The sequence below is a fragment of the Psychrobacter sp. FME6 genome (assembly GCF_014861365.1).
Taxonomy (GTDB): Bacteria; Pseudomonadota; Gammaproteobacteria; order Pseudomonadales; family Moraxellaceae; genus Psychrobacter.
Window position 1 is genome coordinate 33,773 of sequence record NZ_RRYW01000009.1, and the last position, 22,313, is coordinate 56,085.

Sequence of the window (22,313 nt, forward strand, 5' to 3'; positions counted from 1 at the left end):
AGAGCGAACCATTAATGACAAGCGAAAGTTTTTTATGAATAAGTTGAGCTGATATTAGAGATGTACTTTCAATGAGGAATCATTATAATCAAAGCTAATAATTAAACAAAAGTAGGTCAAGGAATAATGGTTTTATAATGAAAACAAAAATATTTTTATCTAATACCTCTACCATATCTCATAAAACTCCGGATTATAAAATAATGGCGCAAGGCAATCAAAACAAGTCTGACACTCCTAAGACTTATTCAAGATTAACCACTAAAAGTGTATTATCAAAAGCTTTTTCACAAGACTTGTTTCTACCCGCTGCCTTTTTGCCAGTAATGCTAGGATCTGTGTTACTGATAAGTGGCTGTGATAAGGCTCCGGAATATGCAGAGAGTCGTGCTGATATGACAGAAGTGGTCACTGAAGAAGTTGCAGCAGCGACAGAAGGTGAAATGGTCGGCATGGTGTCCGATGTGGCAACTGATGATTTAGAGGTGCAAAACCTATCGAACGGTAGTGAGCAAACGCTAGGTAGTCAGACAGCAGATATTCAAATCGCTGGTAAAAAGCTCTTGATAACTGCCAGTGCCAACTTCAAAGTCAAAGATGTGGTCAAGAGTAGCAATGCCATTGAGAGCTTGACGCGGCAACAAGGTGGCTATGTCGCGCTCAGCCATATTAATAATTATCCGGATGATAGACGCACCTTTGTGCAAGGTGATAAAAACATTACCATCACCACTTATACTCGCCAAGCGGACATGACGGTTCGCATACCTCGTGTCAATGTCAATAAGTTCTTAGACCAAGTACAGCAGCAAGTGGCATTTTTAAATGAGCAGCAGTTTAGTGCGCAAGACGTGACTCTCGATATTTACCGTGAACAGCTGGCCAGTCAGCTGAGTAGTGATATGGCAAGCGAGCTTAGCGCGGAGCGTTTAAACAGTAAGAATGACAAAGAGCAGACCAGCAATGTCGATGCTATCAGTGCCACGTATGCTGCGCGTCGTCAGCAAGAGCTGGCTAAGCTTGAACAACTGGCCATCGCTGATAAAGTTAAATACAGCAGTATTAGCCTCACTTTTAAGCAGCCAGATGTTAGCTATAAAGAAATCACAAAAAATCTAGACGTGCTGCTAGCGGCTGAGCGTCCAAGTTTTGGCGCTCAAGTGAATAATGCATTTCGAGAAGGTTGGGGGATACTGAGATCATTCACACTCGGCCTGATACAACTGTGGTGGTTAGCGGTGCTTGGTGGGTTTTTTTATCTGATTTATAGGCTGATAAAAATGCTTTATCGTAAACGACTTAAAAATGAGCCGCGTCTAAAAAATATGAAGGGTGAGCGGATGGATAAAAAGCAAACACATCAATATTCAACAGATATAGAGGACAGTCGGGCAGAGGTTAGTAATACCAAACCCAAAAAGTAAGATTAGCTGTGTCAAACTCGTTTAGTCTACAAGGCGTAGTACTTTCACTCATTTTCCTTGCCACTCTAATTTTTGATAATGGTATAAGACTACTAATAACACCGACAGCGCCAATATTGACAGCACTGATAATAAACGCCCTGATTAGAATTAATAAACTGGTCTTACTAGTGCCAAAATACAAGCCCATAAAAAAGCCGCCCTACATGATGTAGAGCGGCTTTTTTTAGCTTATTCTTATAAAGTGTACTTATAAGTGGTCGGTTATTAGAACTGGTTCATTGTGTTCTTGCCGCCGCCCGCTTTCAGTGCGTTGTCACCAGAGAAGATTTCTTTGTGATCATCGCCAAGGTCAGAACCAGCCATTGCTTGGTGCTTAACACAGTCGATGCCTTCACGGATTTCTTTACGTTGGACACCAGCAGCATAAGCAAGCATACCGTCTTCACCGAAGTAGCCTTTAGCAAGCTCATGCACGCTAAGCGCTGTAGTGTGGTAAGTCGGTAGGGTGATTAAGTGATGGAATACACCTGCTTCACGTGATGCGTCTTTTTGGAAGTTCTTAGCCGCTTCGTCAGCTGCTGTATCAAGCTCAGTACCGTCGTAATCAGCACTCATCAAGTCATCTTTATTGTATTTAGAGATGTCTTTACCTGCTTCTTCCCACTCAGCGATAATTTGCTTACGGAAGTTTAGCGTCCAGTTGAATGATGGGCTGTTGTTATAAACAAGCTTGGCTTTTGGCTGTTGCTCTTTAATGCGATCAACCATCATTTTGATGTGTTCAACGTTTGGCGTAGGTGTTTCGATCCATAGTAGATCTGCACCATTTTCTAGCGCTGTTACACAGTCAAGTACCACACGGTCGACGTTAGTGTCTTCACGGAAGCTGTACAAGCCGTTTGGCATACGAACTGGACGTACCAGTTTGCCGTCATGCTTGAGTAGGCTATCGTTTTCGTTAGCATCTTCTAGAGAGACTTCTTCCATTTCAATAAAGTCGATGTACTTAGAAGCTAAGTCACCTGGCTCATTTGATACTGGGATTTTTTGCGTTAGTGATGCGCCTTCAGAGTCAGTACGGGCAACGATAACGCCGTCTTCAACACCTAGCTCTAAGAATGCATAACGCAGTGCGTTAATTTTTGCGATGTAGTCTTCATGTGGTACGGTAACTTTACCAGCTTGGTGACCACACTGCTTAGCATCAGATACTTGGTTTTCGATTTGTAGGGCACAAGCACCCGCTTCGATAAGCTGCTTAGCCAATAGATACGTCGCTTCTTCGTTACCAAAACCAGCATCGATATCAGCAATGATTGGCACAACATGTGAATCAAAGTTTTCGATTTTTTCTAGGATAGCTTTCGTATCTTGACCCGCTTCTTCAGCTGCATTTAGCTCACGGAAGTAGTCGTTTAATACTTTGGCATCCGCTTGACGTAAGAAGGTGTAGATTTCTTCGATTAGCTTAGCAACTGAGGTTTTTTCGTGCATAGATTGGTCAGGTAAAGGACCAAACTCAGAACGTAGCGCTGCTACCATCCAACCAGATAGGTAGATGTAAGTTTTAGAGGTAGTGCCAAAGTATTTTTTCTTAGCATACATGGTTTGCTGAGCGATAAAACCGTGCCAGGCACCTAAGGACTGGGTGTACTGAGAGGTATCGTTATCATAATCTTCCATGTCTTGACGCATGATTTTTGCAGTATACTTAGCGATATCTAAACCTGTTTTAAAACGGTTTTGTAACATCATACGTGCCGCATCGGTTTCACTGATATTTTCCCAGTTACCGTGTTTTTGCTTTAGTTCACGTACTAAATCGATCGCTGATTTATAAGTTGACATCTAAACTTCTCCATTGGTGATGAATAAATTAGTAAATTAAAGTAATTTAAATAATTTCCGTATATATAAAGATGCTGGCAGAGGTGAAAATTTGAGATAAAAGCCTCTTGCGTGAGCAATCCTTACTAAACTATAAGAAAATCGTCATAAAAGCAATAAAAACCTGTCGATTTGGTCAGCTTTTATCATTTGATCTGTTGTTTTGGGGGTAATTGGTTCTTTTTTAGGATTTGTTGGCCTATTAAAGCGCTTATTACCCTAAACAATGCTAGTGATTAATTCAAGCTCAAAGATAAATAAGAGCCCTAAGTTAAATTTACACAAAGTTCAGTAATAGGGTTTATATCTCTATTTCAGCATAAAAATGCGATAAAATAGATACAATGGCAAGCCAATCAAACTAATGATAATAGTCTGATATTAAGCAACGACTGACGAGCGCTTGCCAGTCACTATAGCTAGGTTACCTTAATTTATCTAATTTATGATAGTTATCTTTGGTATTTCTATTAATTATAGTATAGTGGTAGCAAGGGTTTGAGGTGGGTTGCAGAGGTTATAAATAAAGGTTAATTAATATTTAATCCTTATTAAATGTAACAAATCCATTTATATGATTTAATCAATAACTATTGTATGGAAACGTTCTAAAAGCTAAAAACTGACTGTAAAGTAAGGTCCGTTGGTCAGTCTAGTGTTTTTGCTTTATTCGGTCGCGTACTTAAGAGTCGCCTGAAATTATAAATTTGCCTGAAATTAGAGAGTATTCTAAAAAGAGGCTTAAAGAGATGTTGATATGAATTTGCAACGTGTAGATCTAAACCTACTAGTACATTTAGATGTGTTATTAAGAGAGAAAAACGTAACACGTGCAGCTGAGCAGCTTGGAATCACTCAGCCTGCTATGAGTAATATTTTGCGCCGTTTGCGTAAGTTGTTTAATGATCCGTTGTTGGTACGTTCATCTGAGGGTATGACGCCGACAGAACGTGCTTTAGAGTTGCAGCCACGAATCCGCGAAATATTGGCGGATTTGACCCAAGTATTAGAGCCGCGCACTGAATTTCGTCCTTATAGCACTTCGCGCGTTTTTCGTATCATGACCTCAGATTATGCTGAAGCGACCTTAGTACCAAAGCTGGTAAAAGCGCTAAGATCAGAGGCGCCGAACGTTATTTTAGATTTCTTGACGCCATCTGACGTTTCCTATCGCGATATGGAACAGGGGCGAGTAGATTTGGCGATTAACCGTTTTAATGAAATCCCGCAAAGCTTCCATCAGGTGTTGGTATGGCGCGATACGTTTAGTTGCCTATTGTCTTCTGAAAGCCCTTATGCCAATCGTTTTAATCTAAAAAACTATCTAAAAGCGCAGCACGTTTGGGTCTCTAAGACAGGTATGGGCGTGGGTTTCGGCGTTAATCCAGAAAAATCTGGCGGCTTAGGTTCTATCGATCAAGCCCTGCAGCGCTTAGGTCAAAAGCGTCAAATTAGTGTTTTTACCCGTCATTATCAAATGCCTGCGATGCTCGCTGCTAATAAAGATTTGGTTGCAACATTGCCGACCCGTGTGGCAAAAATGCAAGCCAATAACGACAGCATTATTATGGAAGAGCCACCTTTCTTTATCCCTGAGTTTGAGTTGACGATGGCGTGGTCGCCTTTATTACAGCATCATCCAGCCCATCGTTGGTTGCGTCAACTTATCATGCATGTGGCCCGTCAAATCGTTGATGAAGAAGAGAATCCACCGCAAGAGATTCCGATTATTAATCACTTGTTTTAACTGTTTTAATGTATTTTTTATTTAATACCCACTAAACCAGCCGCTGCGCTGGTTTTTTATTTGCTTTATTTTGAAATGAATTTCATCTTTATGCCAAACCCAGAAAGTACGATTAGCGACTTCAAACTCGTTTATAGTCAGTGAAACGTAAAATCGATACATCACATACTGCAGGTACCGTTTTTTCTTGCTTGCTGTGCCTACGCAGACAGAGGCTACAAAAAAACCATACCCGCAGTATCGTAGTGTTTTTGAAGTATTTTAACTATAGTCTACAAGGCGTAGTACTTACACTCGTTTTCCCTACTATTCTAATTTTTGTGAATGGTTTATTTATAAGGGTGTCACATTCTTAACATCTTAAGCACACTTCTTTATAACTTGTAAAAACTATCGGCTGGGCATTTTGTTATGATAATTGAACGTTAAGAAAAAAAACAACTGAAATAAGCATTGTTAAGTTATACGTCACTATTATTATTTTCAATACTTTTAAATTATTCGTATAAATCTCAATATAGCTGTCCATTAATAATTAGCTGTCCATTAATAATCAGCGGCTCTCTAGATAGCTATTACCTTAACAGCAATTTTCATTCAATAAATCAATAATAAATAAACAAGGATAATTATCATGGCAGATATTACCACTGTAAACCCAGCGACGGGTAAAGACATTAAAGACTATCGCTATATGAGCAATGATGAAGTCAATAAAATCATTGATGCGTCTCACAAGGCATTTTCAGAATGGCGTTTAGTAAGCCCTGAAGAGCGTGCTAAAGTGATTACTTCTATTGGCGAAACACTGATGAAGTATAAAGATGAATTGGCAAAACTGATGACCGAAGAGCGTGGTAAAACGTTAGCGGCCAGCTTAGGTGAAGTTGATTTATGTAAAGGTATTTGCGATTTCACTGCCAGTGAAGGCGTTGCTGCTCTGGCGAGTGATGAACGCGATATCGAGGGTATTAAGCAAGGTCTTATCAGTTACGATCCTATCGGTATTATCTATGGTATCCAACCATGGAACTTCCCCGCTTACCAGGTATTTCGCTATACCATTGCCAATCTAATGGCAGGTAACAGTATTTTGCTTAAGCACGCCTCTAACGTGACAGGTTCAGGCTTATTGATTGAAAAAATCATGCATGAGTCTGACCTTCCAAATGATTTGTTCCGCGCATTAATCATCAGTCATGACCAATCTGAGAAAGTGATTGAACATGAAAAAGTACGCGGCGTCACACTAACCGGTAGTGATGTAGCGGGTCGCGTTGTAGCTCAACAGGCGGCTAAAGCGTTGAAAAAGACCGTCATGGAACTTGGTTCTAACGATGCGTTTATCGTATTAGAAGACGCCGACTTAGACTTGGCAGCGGCAACCTGTGCCCATGCACGCTTATACAATAATGGTGAAACTTGTATCGCCGCCAAACGGTTTGTCGTCGTCGATAGCGTTTATGACAAATTCCGCGACCTCGTTATTGAAAAATTCAATAACTACAAAGTAGGCGACCCAATGGACGACTCTACTGACGTCGGCCCCATGTCAAGTATCAAGCAGCGTGATGATTTGAATAAACAAGTTCAAGAAAGTGTAGATAAAGGCGCAACGATTACTTTAGGCGGGAAAGTTTCAGATAAGCCTGGTGCTTTTTATCCACCGACTATTTTGGAGAATATCACTCCAGAACAGCCTGCTTATAAAGACGAGCTATTCGGTCCAGTTGCCTCGCTTATTCGCGCCAAAGACCAAGATGATGCGTTCAGAATTGCCAACGACAGCCGTTATGGGCTAGGTGGTGCTATCTTCTCAAAAAATGAAGAGAAGGCTATTAAACTGGCTCAGCAGCACTTCGATACCGGTATGGTTTATATCAATGGCTATGATTTGGTCAATCCAGGTCTACCGTTTGGCGGTGTTAAAGACTCAGGTTACGGCCGTGAACATGGTGGCTTCGGTATAAAAGAGTTTGTAAATATCAAAGCAGTCCATGTGGTTGGCAAAAAACCTGCTTAGTTTTAAATTATTTTAACAGCTTAATTTTAAATATCCCGTTACTCAGTAGCGGGATATTTTTTTTGCTATGAATCATCAGTGCTATAAATTATCAATCACGTTATTTGAGCGCATAAAAAAGCAGAACCAGTTATGGTTCTGCTTTTTTATCAAACGGAAAGTTATGGGTGAAATAGTTATGTTTAAAACTTAATCATTTAGCCATAGCTTTAAAGGTAAGGCTGGTAAATGGCTGGATTTATTATTAATGTCATCGTTCAAACTGATAACACCTTTAGCAATCAGTAATATCGTCCAAGGTAGCAGTTGGTGTTCGAGCTTTTGTACGCGTGATTGTAAGCCATCCGCTGTATCTTTAACGCCAACCGTTAATACAGCTTGGGTTAAAACTGCGCCAGCATCGAGCTCAGCGGTGACCACATGAATACTACAACCATGATGACGCTCGCCCGCTTGTATGGCACGCTGGTGCGTATTAAGCCCTTTATAAGCAGGTAGCAGCGACGGATGCAGATTGATCATCGGTGCTGGTGCATTATTGATAAATGATCCGCTCAATACCCGCATAAATCCGGCCAAGGCAATCAAGTCAGGTTGCCATGATTTTAACTGCTCATTAGCGTGGCTCTCAAAAGTTTTAATCCCCATACGTTTGCCGCTATCGGTATGTGAGAGCAGGGCAACAGGGATATTTGCTTGCTCAGCGCGGTTAATCGCATAGGCATCTTCACGGTTACTAATGATACCGACAATCTCAACCGGTAGCGCGCCTGCTTGCATTGCATCGATCAATACTTGCAGGTTGCTACCACTACCAGATACCAAGACAGCAATGCGCAATGGCTTAGCTGGTTTTTTCGAAATGCTTGTTAGGTTGTCATCTGACATTAACGGTACACCACGGCGTCCGCTTCGCGGCTGACCATTTCACCCATTTGCCACGCATTTTCGCCTGCATCATTTAAGATTTTTATAGCCGTTTCGGCTTTATCCTTAGGAACCACGATGACAAAACCAACGCCGCAGTTAAAGGTACGGTACATCTCGCTTTGCTCAATATTACCTTGGGTTTGTAACCACGTGAACAGCTCTGAGAACTGCCAGCTATTGGCATCGATACTCGCCGCTAGATTATCTGGTAATACACGCGGTAAGTTATCCGTTAAGCCGCCACCAGTGATATGTGACATCGCATGTAGAGCTGAGCTACCGAGGGCGTCTTGTAGTGCTTTGATGGCTTTAACATAGATACGTGTCGGTGCCATTAGGGCATCTTGAATAGGTTGACCGTCTAATTGCTCATTGCTGGTAGTGACATCAATGCCGCTGACTTCAATGACTTTACGAACCAATGAATAACCGTTAGAATGCGCACCACTGGAAGCTAGGGCAATCAATACATCGCCTTCTGCGACATTTTCACCAGTGATTACCTCGCTCTCTTCAACGACGCCTACGCAGAACCCAGCCAAGTCATAATCGTCATCTTGATACATACCAGGCATCTCAGCTGTTTCGCCACCGATCAGTGCGCAATTTGATAGCTTACAGCCTTCGCCAATACCAGTAACGACCGTGGCCGCCACATCAACATCAAGCTTGCCTGTTGCATAGTAATCTAAGAAAAATAAAGGTTCTGCACCGCAGACCAATAAATCGTTGACGCACATGGCAACCAAATCGATACCGATGGTGTCATGGCGATTCAGTTGCAAGGCCAGTTTAAGCTTGGTGCCTACGCCGTCAGTACCCGAAACCAATAAGGGTGAGGTGTAACCAGTCGGAATACGACAAAGCGCCCCAAAACCGCCAAGTCCGCCCACAACTTCAGAGCGTGAAGTGGCTTTTGCCACGGATTTGATACGTTGAACCAACGCATCGCCAGCATCAATATCAACGCCTGCATCTTTGTAGCTTAAAGAAGGCTTATTACTCATGGTCATCTCACAAATTTTATAGGAATGAAGGTCAGTCAGTAGAAAAGCGAATCGGTCGTGTGAATTTCGTAGATTGTGCGCGCATTATACCCAAAAATGCCCCACACTCGCAAAGCAACTTGCTGTTATTTGCTCGATAATTGGCTGATATTTAATGTAGGCTGATGATAAAGGGTCAATAAAAAATTAAGAAACAAAAAATGACGGCTTTTTTATTTTACTCTGCAATAATAGAACGCTAAATTTATTGTCAATAACTGTTCGCTGTTATAAGCTTACTGCTTAACGCATGTTACAACATGGACTAAGCGCACCACTATTTTAAATCAGCCTAACCAAGGATTACTTGTCATGATGAAACAACCAATAGATCCTTTTTTTCGGCGTTTATTTATTGTCGTTACTATCATTGTGGCGGTGTTCTTGTTGTATTTAATGATGCCGGTCATTGTGCCGTTTGTCTTTGCTTTTGTGCTGGCGTATTTATTTAATCCACTGGTAAAGCGTCTGTCTAAATATATCAAACGCTGGATGGCGATTATTATCGTCTACTCGACGATTACTTTGGGGATGGTGCTGCTACTTTGGTGGCTAGTACCGACGCTGTGGCATCAGCTGCAAGCTGCATGGGATTATTTGCCCAAGGTTTTAAATTGGTATAATCAAGTCGTGCGAGAATGGTTCACCAACAACAGTCGCATTCGTCTACCTGAACTAAAAGCCAAAGGGTTTTCTGAGAGCTTAGTCGACTATATGCAGGCGAATTATAAGTTTGCCGATGCCAGCACGATGATGAGTCAAATACTTGTCTCGAGTATGAATTTCATCAACAATGCTGGACTCATTGTATTGGTTCCTATTTTGACCTTTTATTTCTTGTTTAACTGGGATCAACGCCTACAAACATGGAAGGTAGCGATACCAGAGCCTTATTGTGAAAAAGTAGTGGCCATCGCTCAAGAATGCGATCGTGCATTGATGGCATTTATTAAAGGTCAGCTATTAGTGATGGTATTATTGGGTGCCATTTATGCCGTGCAGCTCCAGCTTATCGGGCTTGAGCTTGGGCTTATCATTGGCATGGTGGCTGGTATTGCCAGCTTCGTCCCATATTTGGGCTTCGGTATCGGCTTTATTGCGGCGATTACTGCTTGCCTATTCCAATTTGGCTTAGACTGGACACATTTATCATTGATTGTTGGCGCGTTTTTGGTTGGTCAAGCCGCAGAAGGCTATATCCTACAACCTTTACTATTAGGTGATAAGATTGGACTGTCGCCGTTATGGGTCATCTTTGCGGTGTTGGCAGGGGCAAGTTTGCTAGGTTTCGTCGGTATGCTTATTGCGCTGCCTGTGTCTGCTGTCATCAACGTTTTATTCCGTCACCTGTATGCTTATTATCAATCCACGGATTTTTATAAAGGCCGGAAACAGTTTGCTTTATTTGATAAACAATAATGAGGTTATATTACCCAAGGATAGAAATGTATTAGGTGGGAAGGCTGTTTTACGGTGCAAGGCACTTTTGATAAATGATAATTGATTGGGCTTAATGGGTAAAAGACTTGTCAGTCATTTTGCAAATATGTTATATATAGGCGCAGTAATAACGGTATTTGCCGTTACTAGGTTGGCTTTGATAAAAGCGAGTTTTGCCAAAGCCGGTTTAAAAATATTAGTCGTTTATCCTTTTTTATGGCACTTTTTATTACCCTACTTATTACCCCATGCAAAACGAGTTGATGATTCATGGCAGAAGCACAGCTAAGTCTCAATCTGGATATTAAGCACGATGCAAGTCTCAGTGACTTTGCCGGTCCAGGTTGGATGTCTATTATTGATGCAGTGCGGCAGCTACATGTCGGCCTGATTGGTCAGCTGTACCTATTTGGCAGTCCTGCTACAGGCAAGTCGCACTTATTATCCGCTATTTGTGAGTCGTTTATCGAGATGGACAAGTCGGCGATTTGTTTGTCACTGAATGAGCTGATTCATACCGATGTCAATGTGCTTTCTTCTTTAGAGAATTTCTCATTGATTGCTATTGATGACTTAGAAGTGATCGAGCAAAACAGCCAATGGCAAGAAGCGTTATTTCATCTGATCAATCGCAGCCGTGAAGGCCAGCGCCAGCTATTATTTGCTGCCAATAAGCCTGCATCCGAACTGCCGTTTCAGTTGAGAGACTTGCTGACACGTTTGGCACAAGCGCCTTCGTTTAAAGTGCCTACAGGTCACGATTTGGCAGATCGTCAAGCCTTATTGCAGTCCATATTACGCAGACGTGGTTGGCAGTTTGATGAACGTATTATCAGTTATTTACTCACTGAAGGGCCGCATCGTATCGGTGCGATGATGGAAGTGCTCAATTATATTCAACCGATGTTTTCAAACCTTGGCCGTAGTAATATATCTAAAGCAGTGATAAGCGATGCTTTGCGTACCATTGATGAGCAGACACTCGCCGCAGAGCTGGCTGATATTGCCCAAGAGACGCAAGTAGACAACGATGCTGCTGATCAAGATCAGCATACCCATCATACAATGCCGCTTGATTTTTAGCATTAAGCACACGAATATCTCTATCCGAAACGTTTTTACTATTAATGGAACTACTTATGAAATTGAATGCTTCTTTGCTAAAAAAACTGTCTATCAGCGCTTTGCTCATTGGTGCGGGCGCCGTTTCTACGTTGTCACAAGCAGCGGTGACTTTATTGGTTGATGACCATATCAAAGTCACCGCAATCAATGGTCAAGAGCTTACGCAAAGCCTCTTTCAGCCTTTAACCAAAAGTTTCACATTACAGCCTGGCAAACATGTGATTACAGCTAAGTATGATCGTCTATATAAATTGCGCCGCGATGAACACGACTATTTGCGCTCAGGGAATATCAGCGTCGCCGCTGAAATGGTAGACAATCAAACCTATCGCTTAACCATGCCAAACCAACCAGAAGAGTACGCAGCAGCCAAAGAATATGCTGAGCGTCCAACACTCGCGGTACAACAGAACAATACCGTTATTGCCAGCCAAGAAAGTGTTGGGGGTAGCGATGGCGGTTTATTCTCAGGGCTAGGCAAAGCACTAGGTGGGGCATTTGGTGGCGGTGATGCTGAGCTACAAAACCAGCGTGCTATTGCGGCACTAGATAAGCCAGAAGCAAGCACTCAAAGTAACGTTGATACCGGTACAGTCACTGCGGTTAAGCAAACGACAAGCGTTGCTTCATCTACCAATACCTTAGATCAATTTATGCAACTTTGGCTACAAGCAACACCTGCTGAGCGTGAGAAAATGCGTCAGTGGATTCAAAAATAAATAGTCATTAGTAAAGTATTAGAAAATAAGAACAATAAAAAAGCACCTAATTTAGGTGCTTTTTTATTACTCAAAATTTATTTTTTCTATAGTCAGTGAGAAGTAATATCGCTACATCACGTACTGCAGGTACCGTTTTTTCTTGCTTGCTGTGCCTACGCAGACAGAGGCTGCAAAAAAACTATACCCGCAGTATCGTAGCGTTTTTAAAGTATTTTAACTATATATTGTTTTAAACAGAAATTGTTAGCCTAAAAAAGCGTTGTACATCCAAACCAGCTTTTCTTGCTCTTGCACGTAAGCATCAACGAGATCCGCTGAACCTTGGTCATCGGCATCGCTTGCTAGTGCCGACACTTGGCGCTGTTCTTCGATAAGTACCTGTAGGCCAGTTACCACACCTTTGACGCAAGTGGTGCCATCTTTAACGTTTTTATCTTCTTCAATGCTTGTATGCTGAGCAAAGTCGCTATAGGCGTGTAGTGGTGTGCCGCCTAAGGTTAAAATACGTTCAGCGATTTCATCAATTTGTATTTGTAGGGCAGTATATAGCTCTTCAAACTGTGGATGCAAAGTAAAGAAGTGCTCGCCTTTAACGTTCCAATGATAGCCACGAACGTTGATATAAAACATATGGTAGCTTGATAACAGGCTATTTAACTTCTCAATTACTTCGCTCATGTCTGCTTTTTCTAGACCGATTTGGTTGGTCACATTGTTAGTATTACTCATAATATTATCCTTATAGTGTGAGTGTTCATTGACTCTATCATATATAGTCAATCCACGATAAAAGAGTACAGTGTCAACCTCGATTGAAGTATGACATATACCTCTGCACTCGGCTGCCTTGACCCTCTTTTAAATTGAATCAACAATACTAAAAAAGGTTGAATCTAAATATGCTTTGTTCTTATTTCAGTAGATGAATCTCATATTTAGAGCTTAATATTTTTTAGTATTCAATATTTTGTCTGTTGATGCTTATTATAATAGCAAAGTAGCAGTGATAAGTTAAATTCAATAAATATAATTTTATGATTGATTTATTGAAACTACTAATTCATCGATGCTACTCATTTATTGATACTATCCATATCTACGTTATAAGGTTTATGCGGGAGGTTGTAAGTTTTCAGGGTTCAGACCTTTTACCGCAATGACTTCTTCTAGATGTTGGCGTACCGTATCGATAGGGAATTTTTGCGCTTTTAAGCGTTTAGGGATGATTTGACTGCCTTGTTGACCCTTCATTTCAAACATCATAAAAATATAATCGTCCGTCTCATCCCAACTTTTGACCGCGCTCCAAGGAATCACCGCTTGCTGGGTTTGACCCGCGCGCATTTGCATACCGCGCATCTGATTGCTATTAAACATATCTGGCTGATTGACCGGCATGGCCATGACCAAACCATGCTTTTGCACCCCAAGCTTCATTTGACGCATCTCATCGGGCATTTCTTGTTCAGCGACTTGTTTTTCAAACTCTCTTTTGACATACCATTTAAAGCCAAGGGTACGAACCAGTAGATAAACCACCACTGCTACCAGCATCAACCAAAAAATAATGGTCGAGTAGCCGGTGACAAAGACCAGCCCTGCAATTGCCAGTATCACAACCACCGCCATAATAATCCATTCTTTGGTCTTGAAGCTGGATAGACCAAATGATGGGCTGGCACTGGCAAACAGTTCATACTGTGCTTGGTGAAATTCAGCCTCGGTCAGGTTTAAGGCGACAGGTTGTAGGGTGTAGGGGTACAGGGCCATAAAGGTTTCTCAAATACTTGTATTAAAAGCGTTGGGTTTAATCGTTAAAGCAAAGCAGCAAAGCTTTACTCAGCTAGAAGTGAAATAAAGGTATGCGCTTATCTTACCGAAAAGCGCTCTTAAATGAAACATATAAGCCACTCTGTTCTCTGATAGAGTTCATATTATTACGATTAAGGGAGATAGAAAAGCATTACAAGTACTCGTGACACACCAGAGCAGATCGTTAAGCTAAAAATAGCGTGTCACCAATCATGGATATTATGGCGCAGTGAGTGATGTCTTCATCAAAAAATGAGCGAAAATTAATTAAAAAATGAGTGAAACCTACCCAAAGTCTGGCCAAAACATGGTCAAATCTGCTGGGTCTTGGTATTATAGCGTCCACAACATATTCTCATGACCAACACAGCGTCATAGCTGAGCTTTATCACATGACATTTATCACGACGTCATAAAGCTCAGCTAACCAATTGACGATTTTATTTTTGAACCTTTTATCCACTTTAGCGTTACAGGCAACTATTATGATTGATCCAAAACTCTTACGCGGCGATTTAAGTGATTTACAACAGCAGTTGGCCACTCGTGGTTATGCGCTTGATCTGGCATTCTGGCAAACGGTTGAGTCCGAGCGTAAATCCTTACAAGTCAAAACCGAAGAGTTGCAATCGCGCCGTAATGCAGGGGCTAAGCAAGTAGGTGCGCTAAAAAAATCAGGCGAAGATGCCAGCGAGCTATTGGCTGAAATGCAAAATGTCAGTGGAGAAATTAAGGTGGCTGAAGACGAGCTGCGTACTCTGCAAGAACGTATCACTCAAGCGGCATTACAGATTCCAAATATTCCAGCAGCAGACGTACCCGTTGGTACCTCAGAAGACGACAATGTGGAAGTACGCAAATGGGGTACGCCGCGCGAGTTTGACTTTGAGGTTCAAGACCATACGCATATCGGTGAAACGCTGGGTATGCTCGACTTTGAAGCCGCCGCCAAGCTTACGGGCAGTCGCTTTAACGTGTTAAAAGGGCAACTTGCGCAAATGCACCGCGCCTTAATTCAGTTTATGCTAAATACTCATACCATTAAGTACGGCTATACTGAAACCTATGTCCCTTATATCGTTAATAGTGAGAGCTTAAAAGGGACGGGTCAGCTGCCGAAGTTTGAAGATGATTTGTTTAAATTAACCAATCATACCAATAATGAAGGCACTGATTTTTATCTGATTCCAACCGCCGAAGTACCGATGACCAATTTGGTGCGCGGTGAGCGTTTAGATATTAAAGAGTTACCGTTAAAATTTACCGCGCATACACCCTGTTTCCGTAGTGAGGCGGGTTCGCACGGCCGTGATACCCGCGGTCTAATTCGTCAGCATCAGTTTGAAAAAGTTGAGATGGTCAATATTGCTACTGCTGAGCAATCTGATGATTTGCTTGAGGCGATGACTGGACAAGCAGAATATGTCTTGCAGCAGCTAAATCTGCCGTATCGTACGGTAAAATTATGCACTGGCGATATGGGCTTTGCTGCGCAAAAGACTTACGATATCGAAGTGTGGTTGCCAAGCCAAGATACCTATCGTGAAATCTCAAGCTGCTCAAACTGTGGCGATTTCCAAGCACGCCGTATGGGCACACGCGTCAAAGACGGCAAGCAAACCAGTCTAGCGCATACGCTAAATGGTTCAGGTCTAGCCGTTGGTCGTACTTTATTGGCTGTGATGGAAAACCATCAAAATGCGGATGGCAGTATTACGATTCCAGAAGTGCTGCGTCCGTTTATGGGCGGTGTTGAGGCAATTACTGTTTAATAGAAATTTAGCCGTATGAACAGCGAGTCGCTAGGTTGACTCGCAGTTTATTTATAGCCCCCTATGATTGTTTATCATTTAACAAAACTGATATGAATGATTGTTAAATACAAACGCTTCTGTCAGCGCATTTTTGGCTTGCTTCATAGCAAATATGTTAATATTACATTTTGATTTTATAGCCTATCTATTGAAGATGCCTAGCGCGTTTTTGATGGATGACCCTCTGAGTAAACTCTCCTCTTATGCTCCATACCTCTCTTTCGAATATTAGGACACTCTATGCCAGCTCCAATTAGCGAACGTAAATTAGCCAATGCCATCCGTGTACTGTCGTTTGATGCGGTTCAAAAGGCCAACTCCGGACATCCAGGCGCACCGATGGGTATGGCGGATATTGCCGAAGTGTTGTGGCGCAAGTTTTTAAAGCACAATCCTGCTGACCCGCAGTGGCATAACCGCGACCGCTTTGTACTATCAAACGGTCATGGCTCGATGTTGATTTATTCATTACTTCATTTATCAGGCTATGATGTCAGCGTCGATGACCTAAAAGGCTTTCGTCAATTACATTCGAAAACCCCTGGTCATCCTGAGCTTGGCTATACCCCTGGTATTGAAACCACCACTGGTCCACTAGGACAAGGTATTGCCAACGCCGTTGGTTTTGCAATTGCAGAAAAAACGCTGGCAGCGCAGTTTAACCGTGACGGTCATAACGTCGTTGATCATCATACTTATGCGTTCTTGGGTGATGGCTGCTTGATGGAAGGTATCAGCCATGAGGTTTGCTCGCTAGCAGGTACGCTAGGTCTTGGCAAACTAGTGTTCTTTTATGATGACAATGGTATCTCAATCGATGGCGACGTCGACGGCTGGTTTACTGATGATACGCAAGCGCGTTTTGAAGCGTACGGCTGGCAGGTCATCAAAGTCGATGGTCATGATGCCGGTGCTATTACGCAGGCCACTGAACAAGCGATTCAAGAAACCACTAAGCCAAGTCTTATTATTTGTAAAACGACGATTGGCGCTGGTAGCCCGAACAAGCAAGGTCTAGCAGCCAGTCATGGTGCGCCACTTGGTGATGATGAAATTGCCTTAACTCGTGAAGCGTTGTCTTGGAAGCATGCACCGTTTGAGTTAGATGAAGAAATCTACGAAGCGTGGAGTGCTAAAGCCAAAGGCGACGTCCAACAGAAGAACTGGGATGCAGATTTTGACGCTTATAAAAAGGCGTATCCAGAACTGGCAAGCGAGCTATTACGTCGTTTAAATGGTGAGTTACCCGCGGACTTTGACAAGCAAGCCCAAGACTATATTCAGCAAACTCAAGATCAAGGCGGCGATGTCGCTAGCCGTAAAGCCAGTCAAAATGCGATTAATACCTTGCAACCATTATTGCCTGAATTGATGGGTGGTTCAGCGGATCTTGCTGGCTCAAACCTCACGCTATTTAAAGGTGCTAAAGGCATCGAAAAAGATGCTGACGGCAACTACATTTACTATGGCGTGCGTGAGTTCGGTATGACTGCGATTGCTAATGGTATCGCACTGCATGGCGGTTTTATCCCTTACGTGGCAACGTTCCTGATGTTTATGGAGTATGCGCGTAACGCCGTCCGTATGGGCGCACTCATGAAGCAGCGTATCATTCACGTTTATACCCATGACTCTATCGGTCTGGGTGAAGACGGCCCAACGCATCAGCCAGTTGAGCAATTGACTAGCCTGCGTACTACGCCGAATCTACGTACATGGCGTCCTTGTGATGCGACTGAATCTGCCAGTGCTTGGGTTGAAGCGATTAAGTCTGAACACAATCCATCAGCGTTAATCTTTAGCCGTCAAAGCTTGCCACATCAAGCACGTGATAGCGAGCAAGTCGCGAACATCACCAAAGGCGGTTATGTACTTGCAAAAGAAAAAGGCGAGCTACAAGCAATCATCATCGCCACTGGTTCAGAAGTTGGACTAGCCATGCAAGCGTATCAAACGCTTAGCCAAAATGGCGTTGGCGTGCGTGTGGTTTCTATGCCATGTGCTGAAATCTTTGTAGAGCAAGATGCTAGCTACCGCGAAGCGGTATTGCCAGCCAATATCCGCGCCCGCGTAGCTGTAGAAGCGGCGCATGTAGATTACTGGTTTAAGTTCGTCGGTCTTGATGGCAAAGTCATCGGTATGAGCACTTATGGTGAATCAGCGCCAGCAGATGAGCTGTATAAAGAGTTTGGTATCACTACTGAAGCAGTGGTTGATGCGGTGAATAGCTTGGTTTAATTAAACCAGCTGTTTAGATAATAAAAAAGAGTTGCTAGATTCCTAGCAACTCTTTTTTATTGGGTTTTTTAAGCTATTCAAAACTAATTAGCAGCAATCAGCTTCCCTGATATCTCAAGAGGTATGATATTGTTGATGATTTTTGGAAAAGCAGTAACTCCGTAATTATATCTATCAACCATGCCGGTAGCGCGGAACTTCAAAACAGGTTTAGAGGTGACAGGATCCTTTTCGACATCCGATAGCTTTACTCTAACGGTTAAGGGTTTGGTTTGACCTAAGATGGTAAAGTCACCGGTTACATTCGCTTCTTTGGGATTAATCATGCTGACTTTTTTGGAAACAAAAGTCATCGTCGGATATTGCTGAGTATTCAGCAGCGCCTTCCGACGCAAAAAGGTGTCTCGTAGACTGCGATCTGTATCAATACTATCGGTATAAACGGTAAAGTTAATGGTCGTACTTGCTGGCTTTTTTACATCATAATGGATAGTGCCATTTACTTTATTAAACCTACCATCGGTAGTGGCTTTACCTAGATAATTGACTTCAAAATTCACGTTGGTTTTTGGTACGTCCAACTTCCATTTTTGTGGCGTTGTACTAGCGGCCAGACTCATTACTGGTAGTGATAATAATAGGTAGGTGCTTAGCGTTATTTTGAGCCAAGAAGTGGTGCGTGTATTCATAGGTACAATCCAGATGGTAATAATCACTTTATCGTTATTTGAAGTGGGTTATGAGAATTTGTCGTTTTTTAAGCAATAAATAATAAGTAGATAGCTTACTACAACTATCTTATTTCAATGTATTATTAAAGTCGTGATTAAATGACATGCCCTAAATAAAATAAATATGTTGTGACGCGAGACAGGTATGAATTTTTCTGGCTTGTTGTGCCTATGCCGATAGGGGCTGCACAACTTATGTTTTAAACGCAAGCATCCCAGTCCCGCTGTATCTCTCTTGTATTTAAGCGACCACTGACTCTTTGTGGCTATGCTTGGCCTTGATAAGGTCGGCAATTTTTTCGGCAATCATAATCGTTGGTGCATTGGTATTGGCACTAATCAATGTCGGCATTACTGACGCATCAATGACTCGTAGCCCATTTACCCCACGTACTTTTAATTCTAAATCGACCACTGAATCGCTATCTGAACCCATGCGGCAAGTGCCAATTGGATGGTAGATAGTATCTGACTTATTGCGAATATAGCCAAGCATGCCGTCTTTTTCGATATAAGGAGCAGGGTAGTCCTCGGTAATATATTTGGCCATTGGTGATTCTTGCATGATTGCTCGCGCCCGCTCCGCGCCTGCTACCATATACTCTACATCTTTGGGGTCAGAGAGGTAGTTTGGATCTATCAATACTGTATCTGAGGGGTTGGCAGAATCGAGCCTGACCGTACCGCGACTTTCAGGACGTAAATAGCAGCTGTGACATGAGACAGCAAAGCCGCGCCTGAGATCACGACCGTGTTCGATCACGCGAGATATTACAAAATGCAATTGAGTGTTTGGCCATTCTTTTGGAGCGTCACCAACGCTATAGAATGCGCCTGCTTCAGCATAGTTAGAAGACAAGAGGCCTGTACCGTCCTTTCTCCACTGTCGAATACCCTTGGTCAGCGTTGAAATGGTCGCCATGCCAATACCAATAACATCAGTAGTATTAACCTCGTAATCAAATACTACATCCAAATGGTCTTGTAGATTACCGCCAACTTCGGGCGCATCTACCAATACATCGATGCCGTGTGACTGTAAATGCTCAGCAGGGCCGATACCTGATAGCATCAGAACTTTGGGTGAACCAAACGTGCCACCTGATAATATCACTTCATGACGTGCCATGACTGTATGTTCGACACCGTCTTTTTCATACGCTACGCCCGTTGCCTGCTTGTCTTCAAAGATGACGCGGTTGGCTTGCGCATGGGTAACGACCGTCAGATTTGATCGACTTTGCACAGGATGTAGGTAAGCGGCAGCGGCAGAGCAGCGCTGGCCTTGTTTTTCGCCATGAAAGTGGGTGACTTGATACAGTCCTGCACCGTCTTGCTTGGCGCCATTAAAGTCTTCATTGTGGTCAAGACCATTGGCAATGGCCGCTTCGACAAATGCTTTTGAGATGTCGCGTGGGCTGAGTAATTCACTGACATGCGAAGGTCCGCTATCGCCATGTAGTTCATCGCTACCATGGACATTGTTCTCGGCTTTGATAAAGTAGGGAAGCACATCGTCAAAACCCCAGCCTTCGCAGCCTTGCTCCACCCAGCGCTCATAATCTAACGCACTACCACGGGTGTAAATCATGGCATTGATGGCAGAGGAGCCACCTAAACATTGCCCTCGTGGTTGAAAGCCACGACGATTGTTTAAGTGCGTTTGTGGAGTAGTATGAAAGCACCAATTATTTAATTTCAGTGGTTTACCTGGAACCATAAGAATCAGTCCAGCAGGTACGCGAACCGCAAGGTCTTTACCTTCGCCGCCGTATTCTAATAAACAAACACTGATATCTGGGTTTTCTGTTAGACGGCTGGCAAGCACACATCCTGCTGAACCACCACCAACGATGACGTAATCAAAATTTCCATCAAATTCCATTTTATATTCCCTGTTGCATCCATGCTGATTAAAATATTTATGTTAAAACAGACTTATCAAAATAAGTGACGTCTTACAGTATCTATTATTTCACTGAAATAATATAGTCCGTTCAATATAAAGCAGATGTACCGGGAATGGAAATTATGGGGCTAATTTTTTCAGCCTCGTTATGTAGGCAGTTCTAAATAAGAGCGATACGATTGTAATAAAGTAAATAGCCACGTACTACTGTTATAAATTTTTCTTGCTTGCTGTTCGCAAGCGTGACAGAGGCTGCGTAAAATTTACTCCAATAGTACTAATATAGGTTTTAAAGTGAATCAACTGTAGTATGTACAATTGGAAGAATTCAGCTTAGTCCCGTCTATACCGAGCAAACATCTGAGCGTACGATAAAGCGTTTGCCTTCGGGTATCTCTAGCGAAAAACTGGCACCGCGTCCATTGACCACATCAATGGTCAAATCAGTATGTTGCCAGAGTTTATGTTGCGCTTTGCCCATATAAAACGGACAGCCGACTAGCTCGCCGACAAGGACATCTTGACCGCCAACTTTAAATTCGCCTAACGGATAACACATCGGAGAGCTACCATCACAGCAGCCGCCTGATTGGTGAAACATCAGCTCGCCATGTTTAGATTTTAAAAGCTCAATAAGGTCTTTACAGGATTCTGTCGCGGTAATTTTCATCATTTATTCCTTTTAAAATTATTGGTGGTGTTCTAAAAAGTATGCTGGCATCAGACATAGCCATAATTGACATAGAAGAATACCAAATCAAACACCTTAAAGTGGTTATTAAACTTCTTTGAGAAGCAACAGGTCTTTCGAACGGCTCGTCGCAATCGGTGTCTAAGGCGACAGTTATTACCTTCTATGCCTACCGTATGCTGCTTGCCGATTTGTTTCTTGTCAGGCTTGAATGCGGTTATAAAGCTATCCCAGTTATCCATGCTAATAGAACCATAGCTGACTTTCAGTTGTTTAAGACGGGCTCTTAGCTTCTTAGCTGTTTTCAAGTCACGTTTGCCCCAGACATAAGCGACAATCTCATTGGTAGCACGGTCATAAGCGTAGATGAGCCAGACTTTACGCTTCTTGCGATACACGTAAGTCCAAAACTCATCAACCTCTAAGCGTTCATAATAGCGCTTCTTAGGCGCAATCTTATAAACAGATGAGCCTATGGTGCTAAGCACTTTACCAATGCTAACTGAGGCTATAATAGCAATGTCTCTGACGCCACAGCCTCTCACTGTCATTAGCCGTATTTTATCTTCTATTCTAGAGTGACAGCCGTTATAAGTTAGGGCATGATCGCCAATAAATTGACGTTTGCAGTCCTTGCACTGGTAGTTCTGCTTGCCATAGCTTTTTTTGCCGTGTATCGAAAAACTGGGACTGTGACAGTCGGGGCAATTGATCTGTATTTGTGTCTTCATAACCTCAAATATATCATCTTGCTTTGGCTGTCACCCTCCT

17 protein-coding genes are annotated in these 22,313 nt (G+C 42.6%); 8 read left to right on the forward strand and 9 right to left on the reverse strand.

Going from position 1 to position 22,313, the window contains the following annotated elements; all coding sequences use genetic code 11:
- The first annotated feature begins 137 nt into the window (after positions 1 to 137).
- Entirely contained in the window at positions 138 to 1,424 is a 1,287-nt protein-coding gene (locus EI162_RS02495; protein WP_192522856.1) for a DUF4349 domain-containing protein, read from the forward strand.
- Positions 1,425 to 1,691: 267 nt separating this feature from the next.
- Here EI162_RS02495 and EI162_RS02500 read toward each other — a convergent pair whose 3' ends face one another.
- Positions 1,692 to 3,275 carry an isocitrate lyase gene (locus EI162_RS02500; protein ID WP_192522857.1) on the reverse strand — a complete coding sequence of 528 codons (1,584 nt, stop codon included), beginning with the start codon at positions 3,273 to 3,275 and terminating at the stop codon, positions 1,692 to 1,694.
- Positions 3,276 to 4,071: 796 nt separating this feature from the next.
- Between EI162_RS02500 and EI162_RS02505 the strand changes: the two genes are divergently transcribed.
- On the forward strand, positions 4,072 to 5,061 hold the full coding sequence (locus EI162_RS02505) for a LysR family transcriptional regulator (RefSeq protein WP_192522858.1): 990 nt from the start codon (positions 4,072 to 4,074) through the stop codon (positions 5,059 to 5,061).
- 634 nt (positions 5,062 to 5,695) lie between these two features.
- Positions 5,696 to 7,084, forward strand: coding sequence for an NAD-dependent succinate-semialdehyde dehydrogenase (locus EI162_RS02510; protein WP_192522859.1), 1,389 nt, complete (start codon positions 5,696 to 5,698; stop codon positions 7,082 to 7,084).
- A 189-nt stretch (positions 7,085 to 7,273) separates the two neighbouring features.
- Here the strand turns inward: EI162_RS02510 and purN are convergent, their stop codons facing one another.
- Positions 7,274 to 7,972, reverse strand: coding sequence for a phosphoribosylglycinamide formyltransferase (purN, locus tag EI162_RS02515; RefSeq protein WP_192522860.1), 699 nt, complete (start codon positions 7,970 to 7,972; stop codon positions 7,274 to 7,276).
- On the reverse strand, positions 7,972 to 9,021 hold the full coding sequence (gene purM, locus EI162_RS02520; protein WP_192522861.1) for a phosphoribosylformylglycinamidine cyclo-ligase: 1,050 nt from the start codon (positions 9,019 to 9,021) through the stop codon (positions 7,972 to 7,974). Before purM ends, purN begins: the two co-directional genes overlap by 1 nt.
- 351 nt (positions 9,022 to 9,372) lie before the next feature.
- Between purM and EI162_RS02525 the strand changes: the two genes are divergently transcribed.
- The 3 genes from EI162_RS02525 to EI162_RS02535 all read left to right on the forward strand — a co-directional run bounded on the left by EI162_RS02525 (position 9,373) and on the right by EI162_RS02535 (position 12,344).
- Positions 9,373 to 10,479 carry an AI-2E family transporter gene (locus EI162_RS02525; protein WP_192522862.1) on the forward strand — a complete coding sequence of 369 codons (1,107 nt, stop codon included), beginning with the start codon at positions 9,373 to 9,375 and terminating at the stop codon, positions 10,477 to 10,479.
- Positions 10,480 to 10,770: 291 nt separating this feature from the next.
- Entirely contained in the window at positions 10,771 to 11,583 is an 813-nt protein-coding gene (hda, locus tag EI162_RS02530) for a DnaA regulatory inactivator Hda (RefSeq protein ID WP_192522863.1), read from the forward strand.
- Between the two features lie 56 nt (positions 11,584 to 11,639).
- The gene (locus tag EI162_RS02535) at positions 11,640 to 12,344 is read left to right on the forward strand and encodes a DUF2057 family protein (RefSeq protein ID WP_192522864.1); all 705 of its coding nucleotides are present in this window, start codon (positions 11,640 to 11,642) and stop codon (positions 12,342 to 12,344) included.
- Between the two features lie 246 nt (positions 12,345 to 12,590).
- Here EI162_RS02535 and EI162_RS02540 read toward each other — a convergent pair whose 3' ends face one another.
- Both EI162_RS02540 and EI162_RS02545 read right to left on the reverse strand, forming a co-directional pair.
- Positions 12,591 to 13,076, reverse strand: a complete 486-nt coding sequence (locus EI162_RS02540; RefSeq protein WP_192522865.1) for a Dps family protein — start codon at positions 13,074 to 13,076, stop codon at positions 12,591 to 12,593.
- Between the two features lie 381 nt (positions 13,077 to 13,457).
- Positions 13,458 to 14,117, reverse strand: a complete 660-nt coding sequence (locus EI162_RS02545) for a YcxB family protein (RefSeq protein WP_192522866.1) — start codon at positions 14,115 to 14,117, stop codon at positions 13,458 to 13,460.
- Positions 14,118 to 14,644: 527 nt separating this feature from the next.
- Between EI162_RS02545 and serS the strand changes: the two genes are divergently transcribed.
- On the forward strand, positions 14,645 to 15,931 hold the full coding sequence (gene serS / locus EI162_RS02550) for a serine--tRNA ligase (RefSeq protein WP_192522867.1): 1,287 nt from the start codon (positions 14,645 to 14,647) through the stop codon (positions 15,929 to 15,931).
- Positions 15,932 to 16,213: 282 nt separating this feature from the next.
- On the forward strand, positions 16,214 to 18,211 hold the full coding sequence (tkt, locus tag EI162_RS02555; RefSeq protein WP_192522868.1) for a transketolase: 1,998 nt from the start codon (positions 16,214 to 16,216) through the stop codon (positions 18,209 to 18,211).
- An 83-nt stretch (positions 18,212 to 18,294) separates the two neighbouring features.
- Here tkt and EI162_RS02560 read toward each other — a convergent pair whose 3' ends face one another.
- The 4 genes from EI162_RS02560 to EI162_RS02575 all read right to left on the reverse strand — a co-directional run bounded on the left by EI162_RS02560 (position 18,295) and on the right by EI162_RS02575 (position 22,273).
- Complete coding sequence (locus tag EI162_RS02560) at positions 18,295 to 18,900, reverse strand: YceI family protein (RefSeq protein ID WP_192522869.1); 606 nt, start codon at positions 18,898 to 18,900, stop codon at positions 18,295 to 18,297.
- Between the two features lie 283 nt (positions 18,901 to 19,183).
- Positions 19,184 to 20,827: a GMC family oxidoreductase gene (locus tag EI162_RS02565; RefSeq protein WP_192522870.1), complete on the reverse strand. Its 1,644-nt coding sequence runs from the start codon at positions 20,825 to 20,827 to the stop codon at positions 19,184 to 19,186.
- Positions 20,828 to 21,194: 367 nt separating this feature from the next.
- Positions 21,195 to 21,521, reverse strand: a complete 327-nt coding sequence (locus EI162_RS02570; protein WP_192522871.1) for a DUF779 domain-containing protein — start codon at positions 21,519 to 21,521, stop codon at positions 21,195 to 21,197.
- 50 nt (positions 21,522 to 21,571) lie between these two features.
- Entirely contained in the window at positions 21,572 to 22,273 is a 702-nt protein-coding gene (locus EI162_RS02575; protein ID WP_192522872.1) for an IS1 family transposase, read from the reverse strand.
- Between the last annotated feature and the right edge of the window lie 40 nt (positions 22,274 to 22,313).

What these genes read in the sequence shown, in the direction of transcription:
- EI162_RS02495 (WP_192522856.1), top strand. Translation starts at nt 138, where the DNA reads ATGAAAACAAAAATATTTTTATCTAATACCTCTACCATATCTCATAAA.
- EI162_RS02500 (WP_192522857.1), bottom strand. Translation starts at nt 3,275, where the DNA reads ATGTCAACTTATAAATCAGCGATCGATTTAGTACGTGAACTAAAGCAA.
- EI162_RS02505 (WP_192522858.1), top strand. Translation starts at nt 4,072, where the DNA reads ATGAATTTGCAACGTGTAGATCTAAACCTACTAGTACATTTAGATGTG.
- EI162_RS02510 (WP_192522859.1), top strand. Translation starts at nt 5,696, where the DNA reads ATGGCAGATATTACCACTGTAAACCCAGCGACGGGTAAAGACATTAAA.
- purN (WP_192522860.1), bottom strand. Translation starts at nt 7,972, where the DNA reads ATGTCAGATGACAACCTAACAAGCATTTCGAAAAAACCAGCTAAGCCA.
- purM (WP_192522861.1), bottom strand. Translation starts at nt 9,021, where the DNA reads ATGAGTAATAAGCCTTCTTTAAGCTACAAAGATGCAGGCGTTGATATT.
- EI162_RS02525 (WP_192522862.1), top strand. Translation starts at nt 9,373, where the DNA reads ATGATGAAACAACCAATAGATCCTTTTTTTCGGCGTTTATTTATTGTC.
- hda (WP_192522863.1), top strand. Translation starts at nt 10,771, where the DNA reads ATGGCAGAAGCACAGCTAAGTCTCAATCTGGATATTAAGCACGATGCA.
- EI162_RS02535 (WP_192522864.1), top strand. Translation starts at nt 11,640, where the DNA reads ATGAAATTGAATGCTTCTTTGCTAAAAAAACTGTCTATCAGCGCTTTG.
- EI162_RS02540 (WP_192522865.1), bottom strand. Translation starts at nt 13,076, where the DNA reads ATGAGTAATACTAACAATGTGACCAACCAAATCGGTCTAGAAAAAGCA.
- EI162_RS02545 (WP_192522866.1), bottom strand. Translation starts at nt 14,117, where the DNA reads ATGGCCCTGTACCCCTACACCCTACAACCTGTCGCCTTAAACCTGACC.
- serS (WP_192522867.1), top strand. Translation starts at nt 14,645, where the DNA reads ATGATTGATCCAAAACTCTTACGCGGCGATTTAAGTGATTTACAACAG.
- tkt (WP_192522868.1), top strand. Translation starts at nt 16,214, where the DNA reads ATGCCAGCTCCAATTAGCGAACGTAAATTAGCCAATGCCATCCGTGTA.
- EI162_RS02560 (WP_192522869.1), bottom strand. Translation starts at nt 18,900, where the DNA reads ATGAATACACGCACCACTTCTTGGCTCAAAATAACGCTAAGCACCTAC.
- EI162_RS02565 (WP_192522870.1), bottom strand. Translation starts at nt 20,827, where the DNA reads ATGGAATTTGATGGAAATTTTGATTACGTCATCGTTGGTGGTGGTTCA.
- EI162_RS02570 (WP_192522871.1), bottom strand. Translation starts at nt 21,521, where the DNA reads ATGAAAATTACCGCGACAGAATCCTGTAAAGACCTTATTGAGCTTTTA.
- EI162_RS02575 (WP_192522872.1), bottom strand. Translation starts at nt 22,273, where the DNA reads ATGAAGACACAAATACAGATCAATTGCCCCGACTGTCACAGTCCCAGT.